The following is a 9,606-nucleotide window of genomic DNA, read 5'->3' on the forward strand; positions in this document are numbered from 1 at the left end:
TGCACTTGCGGATCGTCAGATTCGATTTATAAAGGTACCGTATTCTTACTTCTGACACTACTTTCAACACTTACCTGCGTACCCTAAGTCACTCTCCGTATGCGCTTATTTTCCTACTCCCCCGACTCTGATCTATTCCGCTTCCGTCTTAACCATGCCCTGGTTCTGAGAGGTACTTTGCTACTGATAGGGTACCTCGGCTGGCAGGTATATAACAGCCGTGGTCGGGCTGTACAGCCAGCGGCAGCGGTTGAAAAAGTGCTGGATCACTACCGCCAGGACTTGGCCCTACTGGATACATCGGTGCAACGGCTAAGGGTAGCCGTTATCAATAATGAGCCGGAGCCGGTAGTACAGGAGCGATTCAGACAAGCCCGGTATGCCTGGAAACGGGTGGAGTGGCTGGCTGAATACTACCATCCTACTACGGCCAAAAGTATCAACGGCCCCGCCCTGGTGGAGGTAGAGGAGGATGATCCTCTGGCGACGGAGATACAGCCCGAAGGTTTTCAGGTGGTAGAAGAGTACCTGTTCCCTTCTGTTTCTACGGACGATACAGTTGCCCTGAATCATGAAATTGCGGTACTCCACTCCAACGTTAAGCGGCTGCGCAAAGTAGCTGTGGACCACACCAGCGAAGCCCACCTCTTTGACGCGCTGCGTCTGGAGCTGTTCCGTATCCAATCGCTGGGGATTACGGGATTTGATTCACCCGTCGCTACTGGTTCCATTCCCGAAGCCGCGCAGGCTATCGCGTCGGTTCGTACCAACGTGGAGTTGCTGATTCAGGGCAGAAGCCAGGTGCCGACTGCGTGGGTGGCTTTTGATTCGTTGGTTATACACGCTAAGCAATCGTTGGATCAGGCACCGGACTTCAACCACTTCGACCGGCTTGCCTTCATCCGCACCTGTGCCAATCCACTGTCGGAAGCCCTCTATCGGGTACAGCAGGAACTGCACATTGACCCGTTTCAGGAAAGACGGCTGCTGCGCACCACAGCCCGCTCACTCTCTGATCCGAATGCCTTTGACGCAGCTTACTTCGTAGCTTCTCCCGCCGATGAGCCCACTCCTGAGCGTACCTTGCTGGGGCAGGCGCTCTTTTTTGATCCGGTCCTTTCCGGCAACAACCAGCGCAGCTGCGCCTCCTGCCACCAACCCGACAAGGGATTTTCGGACGGAGTGCCTAAGAGTATTAGTTTAAAGAATGGGGAAACGGTACTACGCAACGCGCCCACGCTCTGGAACGTAGCCTACCAGGCGGCGCAGTTTTACGATTCGCGGGTGACGTACCTGGAAGATCAGGTGGTGGATGTTATCGCCAACCCCAACGAAATGCATGGTTCGTTGAAAGAAGCGGCCAGAAAACTTTCGGTTAATAAAGAGTACCTGCGGCAATTTAAGGCAGCTTATCCGGAGGAGGGAGTTACGGAGCACAGCCTCAAAAACGCGCTGGCCAGCTACCTGCGCTCCCTGCAGAGCCTGGATAGTCCGGTGGACAAGTACCTGAGGGGCGAGCAGGCGGAGCTTAGTCTGGAGGAGAAGGCAGGCTTCAACGTATTTATGGGCAAGGGCAAATGCGCCACCTGTCATTTTTATCCCTTGTACAATGGTACGGTTCCGCCCGGTTATGAGCTGGCGGAGAGTGAGGTACTTGGTGTGCCGGCTTCGGCTAATGGTACCCGGCTTGATAGGGATCCGGGTAAGTATGGGCTGCACCCGGTCCGGAAAAACAAGCACGCTTTCAAGACTCCTACCGTACGTAATGTAGCCCTTACGGCGCCGTATATGCACAACGGTGTGTACCAGACGCTGGAAGAGGTGGTAGAGTTTTATAACAAGGGGGGAGGGGCAGGACTGGGCTTCTCATTGGATAACCAGACGCTCCCGGGCGACTCATTGCACCTGAGTACCTCCGAAAAAAAAGCTCTGATAGCCTTTATGAAGGTACTTACCAGTACCCCTGCCAGTCCGGTCGCCCAAGTGGGTACCAGTGCGGTAGCCAGAAGAAATTAACGAGCCAACCCTTACGAATACTAGTGGCTATGCCGGCTTACCTGTTGCCGGCATAGCCACTGTACTACCATTCAATAATATATTGAGCTGCTGCCCCTAAGCCTATTGACATTTAGTGGATTAATTGTCTGCTTTGTACTCAGGAAAAGCAGGCAGGGGTATGATCTATCAGAAGTTTAAGCCATCCACTCATTTAGCTCCCTACGTAGAGTGCTACTACCTGTGGGAGTCACAAGTGTATCTGTCAGCGCCCCTGCAGGTGGAGTCACCTCCCACTGGCTATACCTCCATGATCTTCAACTACGGGGATCCCTACCGCGTTATCAACGAGAAGTACAAAGACGTACCTACGCCCGCTACCTTCATGAGCGGGCAGGCTACCAAGAGTTACCAGCTTCAGCTCAGCGGCCAGATCGGGATTGTCGGCGTAGTACTTAAGCCATCGGCCATGCATACCCTGTTCGGGATACCGATGTACGAAATGTCGGACGAGCGGATTCCTACGGAGGATATAGTGGGGAAGGAAGCTCTTTTCCTGCACGAGCAGCTCCTGGAAGCAGGTACGGCAGCTGGTCGTGTCCAGATTATTGAGCAGTTTCTGCTCCGTAAGCTGAGCCAGCCCAAAGGTGCCTTTGACCGCACGGACTACGTGGCGAACCTGATCCTGGAAAAGCGGGGCGTACTGCCCATCCGCGACCTGATGGACGAGCTATACGTGTGTCAGCGTCAGTTTCAGCGGCATTTCCTGAAAAAAGTAGGCGTCAGCCCCAAGTACTACGCCCGCATCAGCCGCGTGAGCAAGCTATGCGCCCTGATGGCTCAGAAGCAGTGGAAGATACAGGACTGGCATGAGCTGATCGCCCAATACGGCTACTACGACCAATCCCACTTCATCAAGGAATTTACGGAGTTTACGGGCAAATCTCCCTCTTTATACGTAAAGGGTAATACCGAACTGGCCAACTACCTGAAGTAGAAAGTCGTTTTTTTACAATACCAGCAACTCTCCCCACGGTAACTTTGTCATGTCAAATCAATTAAATCAAAGCCATGAAAAAGTTATTGTTTACCCTGCTGGTACTACCCCGCATGTTTGTGTATGGACAAACTGAAAGTGACCATACCCCTAAGCTATGGACCGAGGCCGACCGAACGTACACCGTCGACAATATGGTCCGGACCCGCAACGAATTAGTGAAGGAAACGGAACACCTGACACCCGAGCAATGGGCCTTTCGGGAGTCGCCGGACCGCTGGTCGATTGGTGAAATTGTGGAGCACCTGGCCCTGTGGGAGATTATCTGGGCGCGTGAGGTAAGCATGGGGAGCCGAAGTACGCCCCAGCCCGAACTCAACAAAACCAGCCGTCCCGACAGCTACTATACGGATTATATCATGGAAGAGGCCCCGCATGTTTCACCTGATTTTTCCAGACCGACGGGCTTCATCAGGGGCAAAGACAACCTGACCTTCTTTGTAAAACTACGGGACCAGACTATCCAGTTCATACAAACTACCCAGGCCGATATGCGGGCCCATTTTGAACTGACCGCTACGCCCAATCCACGCAATATGCATCAGGTGTACCTGTTTCAGTGGGGACACGTAGACCGCCACCTCAAGCAGATCCGGAAGGTAAAAGCGCATCCCAATTATCCTAAATAACTCATCTATTAGCCATCCTATTTCCTTAACTCTAACACATATCAGCCACTATGGAAACGACTAAAACCGAAAACCTCACCGACCTGACCCGCAAAGGTACCTGTATCGAATTTTTCTCGGCCTATCAGGAGATGGATACCGAGCGCATGATCAACCTGGCCACCCCCGAAGCTACGGTGTGGTTTAAGCCCCTGGGAGATGGCGGGAAGGGCCTCTTCCGCGAATTTGGCAAAACCGTATGGAGCCTGCTCATGGACTCTTTCCCGGACCTGGACAATACCGTAGATACGATCACAACCGAAGGCGATCAGACCATCTGCAAGGTATCAATCTTTGGTACGCAGCAGAAGGAATTTATGGGCTTGCCTGCCAAAGGCCTGCGCTTCGAGAGTGATCATATTTTTATTTTCCATTTCGACGAAAACGACCGGATCAAACACCTGCAGATTAACTGGGATCACGACAGCTTTGTAAATCAGCTTTCCAGTAAGTAGGTTGTAAATATCAAACAAAGCAGCCCGGCGGATACTCCCCACCGGGCTGCTTTGTGCTTTAGTACCTTAGGGTTACCGCGAGTTTGCAACTGGTAGCAGCGTGGCAATCAGTAAAATCAAAGCTGTCATGCCTGCTCTTTACGAGTGGTTCTTATGCGCTACTCAAGCTATTGTACGTATTAGGTACTTTTAAATAACAGAATATTTGTTTTATATATAATATAATTATATATTCAGATAATTAACCTTTTTAAAAGCATGATCCAGTTATGAGCTTTTATCTACATGTATTATTTATCCTGCTCCTCCAGCAGACTGCCACTGGGAATAATGGCCTTAGCAGTAGTACCAGTGTGTCACAGGCTGATACAACAGTCTATACCGTTGTCGAGTCACCTCCCGAATTTCCAGGTGGAACAGCCAGCCTTAAACATTTTATTAAAAAATATAGCAAACTACCTATCGCACCGAAAAGAGGTAAGAATACCGTAGTGGTAGGCCTTAAGCTTCTGGTCGAGCGGGATGGCCGGATATCTGCTGTTGAGGTAATGGAAGTGGATGGAGTGGAAGGTCGCAAACAGGAAAAGTATGAATGGGAGGCGCGGCGCCTAGTATCTGAAATGCCTGGGTGGAAACCCGGTTCACAGGATGGGAAGCGACTGAGAACCTATGCTTTGGTACCTATTCTGTTTAAAAGAGGATTGTAAAAGCCAGGTGCGGAAACAGAGCGGAAGCCATAGCCTACTGATGATTTTTTGCTACCGCCAGTTTGCAACTGGTGGTAAATAATCCTATAAGTCTATGACTGGATAGCAGCAACTACTGTACTACTCCTATTCTGGAAGGTAGGGATCAATGAATAATGGTACTTGTAACTTTCCTTGCGAGCTGGTGCTAAATTAGTAGAGGCGGTACCTGAGGCCTACAATAACACTGGTACCATTGGCACCAGTCTGTGAAGTGAATTTATAGGTAGTACCCTGCGTGTCTTCTACTACCTGACCTTCCCGATGAAGTACCGTAGCAGGCCCAAACAAGCGCTTAGCGGCCACGGTAAGTCCAAGTTTTTTTAGAAAGAACCAGTTTAGCTCCAGGCCTACCTCCCCCGTTACAAAACTAGACTTCTTTATATGAGTAGACGTTATAGTGTAAGTGAGCATAGATCCATCTGGCAAACCTAATCCCCCCTGACCACGCATAGGGCCGGCAAAAGAGATACCATCTTTTCTATACCAACTGTATCCTATGCCCAAGGTGCCCAGTGCGCTAATCTTTTTGGAAGGACGCCACACCATCACCTTCCCGGTCACAGGAATATGCATGTAGCTGATGCGTAGCCCTTCCCCAAAGCCAGAACCTGCCGGGGCTCCAAAGGAGTTGTGGAGGTCAAATCGGTACGAATTATAAACTCCCAGCCCTTTTAGCCCCATTTCTACTTCCCACTTATCCCGGTAGTTGAAACCGGCAATCAGGCCTGCTTTGGCGTTCAGGCCGTACGGGGCTGGTGAAAAGAACTCACCTCCTGCCAGATGGGAGCGCACACGGAAGGTACTGGCTTCTACCCTGACGTAGTAGTGGCTTTTTATTCTGCCGTAAATGAGGCTGGAATCAAGCTTCGGTTTGGGGGGTGATGGGGTATAGTGCTCATTTTGAGCATGTACTATACCGACATATACTACCATTAGAAATACCAACAGTAGATTACGTGATGAAGTATTTGACATCAATAGTTAAGATTAGTGGTATTAGTGACCACATGTTGTTTCATCCAGAAGAGGTACATTATTCTAGTTATGTGTACGGGTAAGTTAGAAGCCAGCCACTGCTTTTCCTTATCAGGTAGTAGAATTTTATCTAACGGTCTTGTGGCCCTATCCACTTTGTTTCTTTTCAAACCACCTGCTATTCTACTTCCGACAATCCTTTCTATCGGCACCATATAGTATCTTGACTATAGTCGCATAAGCCTTTTCAATAATGCCTCTTAATATTTTATAAGAGTCTTTCAAGTTTAGAACTTCACCTCTTCCACTATTGCCCTTTTCTGATCAAGTACTGCCCCGAAAAAGCCCAAGCCATTGGTTATGTTTGAATAGGTATTGGAGGGTTCATAGAAAGGGTTATTCAAGCCTCCATCTTCATCCACCAACCGGTTTTCCATCGCTACTATGGCAGATTTTATATAGCGATCGTAACTGCGGCTAGCCTGCAACACATGAAGATCCAGCTTTTCCCCCGGCTCATTCAAAGCTGAGATCGAATTGAAAACAGTGAACACAACCTCTACATCTCTTCCAAATCCGGGTTTAACCCGCGCTAGTGGGGAATAACTTTTTAAGTTATAATCAGACTCGCGGGAGGCATTGAAATCATCCAGATAAGCAGACACGCTAAGTGGGAGATAGTTTCTGCTTCTTAAGACTCTGGGAGCCTGATATCCTGCAGAATAGTATTCTATGCCACTTATCGAAAGCCATGTAACACTTTCCTTACTACTACCCTCCGAAAGGGTCAGATACAGATCAGGATTGTTGTTGGGATTCTTCCCTCTGGTTTTTACTTTTTTCAGCGTAAAAGCAGCCGGCTGTGGAACCGTATCTGATGCGGTAAGGGTACGATCACCAATATGGGCTTCAATCTTATACGCCCTGCCTGGCGTGGGGTAAGTCTGGGGTAGTTCGTAGTGGCCCATGCCCTTATAAATCAGTTCTCCCAGCCGTTGCCCATCTTCATAACAAACTACTGTCGCCTCTTCCACCGCCGGATAGGTCTTGTCAGCAGAAAGCGGAGGAAGCGTCTTGTGCAGACTGATCCGGATGGTGCTGTCGGGGTTTAGGATGCCGTTGAGTACATACTCCTGCTCGGTAACCGGATAGGGAATATCCACCTCGCTCACGCAGGAGGAGAGTACTGCTACTGTACCAAGTAGAAGGAACAGACTCTTTTTACTTAAACCTAAACTCATAGCTAACCGAGGGGAGTAGGGGAAACAGGGTATATTTTTTCAATCGATTGTCATTGACAAACAGGAAAAAGGCATTGCGCTGGTTGTAGGCGTTGTAGACCGAAAAGGTCCAGGTGCGCAGGCCCTTCTTCTTTTCCCGGCTGGTCTTATAGCTGACATCCATCCGGTGGTAGGAAGGCATTTCCAGATTGTTGCGCTCAGGAAAGTAGCCCAGTAGCTCGATGGGGTCCTGGTACTTCATGGGTATGGGCTCCCCCTCATAGAATATAGGCAGAGGAGCCCCCCCGTAGCGCTGGGTGGCGATGGTCACATACCCACCGCTGTTGACGGTGAACAACCCCTGAATACTGCGGCGCTTGTTGAAGGTATACTGCGCCGAAAGATTCAGTACGTGGCGGCGGTCGTAGCGGTAGGGAAACGTTTGCCCTGCATTCAATCTTTCAAAAGTTCGGGTGGTTTTGGACAGGGTATAGCTTGCAAATCCGCTGAACCGCGCCCCTGATTTTTGGAGGAGTACCTCTAGTCCTCTGGAGGCTCCGTCACCCACCGTTACCCAATCGTACCACCGCAGGTCGGGGTTGTTCAGGAACGTAGCCCCTTCGGTATATTCCAGCAGGTTGCGCATAGATTTGGTGTACAGATCCAGCGACCAGTGCCAGCTGCTTTTGATAGATCCGTACACCCCGGCCGAATACTGCCTGCCCCGCTGGGGAGGAATCTGATCCGTAATAGGTACCCACATATCAGTCGGCAGCCCCAGCGAGGAGTTGGTGAGCAGGTGCAGAAACTGCATGGTCTGTACGTAGGAAGCACGTAGTCCCAGCGCGGAGGGTAGAAGCTCGGCATTCAGAGAAAGACGGGGCTGCAGTCCGTGGTAGCTCCTGGCAGCTACCCGCAGGAAGTTGTAGTGCAGTCCACCCTGCAGGCGTAGGGCTTTACTGGGTCTGTATACGTAGTCAGCGTACAGGCGGGTGTCTGCTACCCAGGTAGCGGGTGGGGCCGACCTGCCTGCCTGCTCAGCTTCCAGATCGTCTTTTACCTGTACGATCTCAGGAGCAAAACGGTGCATCGTGGCTTCGGTGCCAAACTGTACTTCCGACTGCGGAAGTGTGTACACAAAGTCAGACTTGTAGGTCAGGTCGGTAATGCGGGAGGAGGTTCTGAACCGATAGGCACTTTCCGGTGATTTGTACCTGGTCTGGACAAAGAAGCGGTAGTTGGTCACGCTCAACGTTGAGTTCTTGAAGAGGTTTGGTCCAAACAAGTGGTTCCAGCGGGCGATGGCCGTACTGTTGCCCCACTTAAACCCATAGTTGCTTTTAGTAGAGCCGGTAGAGCTGGCAGAACTGAATCCGTCATTGCCGGTGTACAGGCTCAGGAAGAAACGGTTACGTTGGTTAGGCTGGTAGTTCAGCTTGGCGTTGATATCATAGAAGCCAATCTGAGAAGCTGTATTAAAACCAGCCAGTCGCTGGGCTGCCATGCCCAGTACATCCAGCCACGTCTTACGGATGGAGACAAGGTAGGAAGCTGTATCTATTTTAATAGGTCCTTCAAATAGTACTTTGGATGATATGGGGCTGAGCTGAAAGCTCTTTTTGTATTCACGCCGGTTGCCTTCACGCATAGTCAGATCAATGACCGAGGCCAGGCGGCCACCGTAGCGGGCAGGTAGTTCATTCTTATAAAGATCTACCGAAGCGACAGCATCGGGATTGAATACCGAGAAAAAGCCGAAGAGGTGGTTGACATTGTAAACCGGCACGCCATCCATCAGGATCAGCGTCTGGTCGGGGCTGCCGCCCCGTACGTGTACTCCGGCGGTACCTTCGGTGCCGCCCTGCACCCCCGGCAGCAGTTGCAGTACTTTCAGCACATCGGGTTCGGAGAGTACAGTAGGCACACTCTTTATCTGCTGGGGCGTCAGGCGGTAGTTGCCTTTTTCATCTATCAGCGGTGAGGTTACCTTCACCTCGTCGAGCTGCATCTCCCAAGGAGCAAGTTCGATGGTCAGGGTGGTATCCCGGCTTACAGTCAGATTGAGGGTGCAGGACAGTAAACCAGGAGCCTGAGCCGTAAGGGTATGGTGGCCCGGAGTGGTGGAAAAAGTGAAGTAACCAAAAGCATTGGTCTTTGCTTTAGGGATACTATTGAGGTATATAGTACCAAATGCTGCCGCTTCTCCGCTTGTGTTATTAAGTACATAACCAGAAACGGTAACATTCTGCGCATAAAGAGTACAGGGCAGAAAAAAGCTATTTGCCAGCAGAACGCATATGACTAATATGTTTAGAGGAACTGTGCGGGAGGGTGAGGACATCAAGAAGAGTTTATATTTATAGAACCAATACCTTTCCCCACTATCTGTTGTACGTAGTCAAGTAAAAATGGACAGAAGGGAAGAAAAAGGGAAGAGACAATTTAGTAAATTGTTTCACCCAAATTACCTTAGTTATGTCCAAACCA

8 protein-coding genes are annotated in these 9,606 nt (G+C 50.3%); 5 read left to right on the plus strand and 3 right to left on the minus strand.

Annotation, left to right across the window (positions count from 1 at the left end; translation table 11 throughout):
• Positions 1–99 precede the first annotated feature (99 nt).
• From JTN23_RS25395 to JTN23_RS25415, 5 genes are all read left to right on the plus strand, one after another.
• Positions 100–2,016 carry a cytochrome c peroxidase gene (locus JTN23_RS25395; RefSeq protein WP_247237928.1) on the plus strand — a complete coding sequence of 639 codons (1,917 nt, stop codon included), beginning with the start codon at positions 100–102 and terminating at the stop codon, positions 2,014–2,016.
• A 160-nt stretch (positions 2,017–2,176) separates the two neighbouring features.
• Positions 2,177–2,992, plus strand: a complete 816-nt coding sequence (locus JTN23_RS25400) for a helix-turn-helix transcriptional regulator (protein ID WP_247237929.1) — start codon at positions 2,177–2,179, stop codon at positions 2,990–2,992.
• 74 nt (positions 2,993–3,066) lie between these two features.
• Entirely contained in the window at positions 3,067–3,681 is a 615-nt protein-coding gene (locus tag JTN23_RS25405; protein ID WP_247237930.1) for a DinB family protein, read from the plus strand.
• 50 nt (positions 3,682–3,731) lie between these two features.
• Positions 3,732–4,175 carry an ester cyclase gene (locus tag JTN23_RS25410; RefSeq protein ID WP_247237931.1) on the plus strand — a complete coding sequence of 148 codons (444 nt, stop codon included), beginning with the start codon at positions 3,732–3,734 and terminating at the stop codon, positions 4,173–4,175.
• A gap of 269 nt (positions 4,176–4,444) precedes the next feature.
• Positions 4,445–4,882, plus strand: coding sequence for an energy transducer TonB (locus tag JTN23_RS25415; protein ID WP_247237932.1), 438 nt, complete (start codon positions 4,445–4,447; stop codon positions 4,880–4,882).
• Between the two features lie 192 nt (positions 4,883–5,074).
• On the opposite strand, the gene JTN23_RS25420 is transcribed toward JTN23_RS25415, so the two are convergent.
• The 3 genes from JTN23_RS25420 to JTN23_RS25430 all read right to left on the minus strand — a co-directional run bounded on the left by JTN23_RS25420 (position 5,075) and on the right by JTN23_RS25430 (position 9,460).
• Complete coding sequence (locus JTN23_RS25420; RefSeq protein WP_247237933.1) at positions 5,075–5,857, minus strand: hypothetical protein; 783 nt, start codon at positions 5,855–5,857, stop codon at positions 5,075–5,077.
• Positions 5,858–6,186: 329 nt separating this feature from the next.
• Positions 6,187–7,140 carry a DUF4249 domain-containing protein gene (locus tag JTN23_RS25425; RefSeq protein ID WP_247237934.1) on the minus strand — a complete coding sequence of 318 codons (954 nt, stop codon included), beginning with the start codon at positions 7,138–7,140 and terminating at the stop codon, positions 6,187–6,189.
• A complete protein-coding gene (locus JTN23_RS25430; protein WP_247237935.1) occupies positions 7,121–9,460 on the minus strand; it encodes a TonB-dependent receptor in 2,340 nt (779 codons plus the stop codon). Before JTN23_RS25430 ends, JTN23_RS25425 begins: the two co-directional genes overlap by 20 nt.
• Positions 9,461–9,606: the final 146 nt, after the last annotated feature.

It is taken from the genome of Telluribacter roseus, from assembly GCF_017355915.2.
Taxonomy (GTDB): domain Bacteria; phylum Bacteroidota; class Bacteroidia; order Cytophagales; family Spirosomataceae; genus Telluribacter.

Coding starts and splice junctions, on each gene's coding strand:
- JTN23_RS25395 (WP_247237928.1), top strand. CDS start 100: ATGCGCTTATTTTCCTACTCCCCCGACTCTGATCTATTCCGCTTCCGT.
- JTN23_RS25400 (WP_247237929.1), top strand. CDS start 2,177: ATGATCTATCAGAAGTTTAAGCCATCCACTCATTTAGCTCCCTACGTA.
- JTN23_RS25405 (WP_247237930.1), top strand. CDS start 3,067: ATGAAAAAGTTATTGTTTACCCTGCTGGTACTACCCCGCATGTTTGTG.
- JTN23_RS25410 (WP_247237931.1), top strand. CDS start 3,732: ATGGAAACGACTAAAACCGAAAACCTCACCGACCTGACCCGCAAAGGT.
- JTN23_RS25415 (WP_247237932.1), top strand. CDS start 4,445: ATGAGCTTTTATCTACATGTATTATTTATCCTGCTCCTCCAGCAGACT.
- JTN23_RS25420 (WP_247237933.1), bottom strand. CDS start 5,857: ATGGTAGTATATGTCGGTATAGTACATGCTCAAAATGAGCACTATACC.
- JTN23_RS25425 (WP_247237934.1), bottom strand. CDS start 7,140: ATGAGTTTAGGTTTAAGTAAAAAGAGTCTGTTCCTTCTACTTGGTACA.
- JTN23_RS25430 (WP_247237935.1), bottom strand. CDS start 9,460: ATGTCCTCACCCTCCCGCACAGTTCCTCTAAACATATTAGTCATATGC.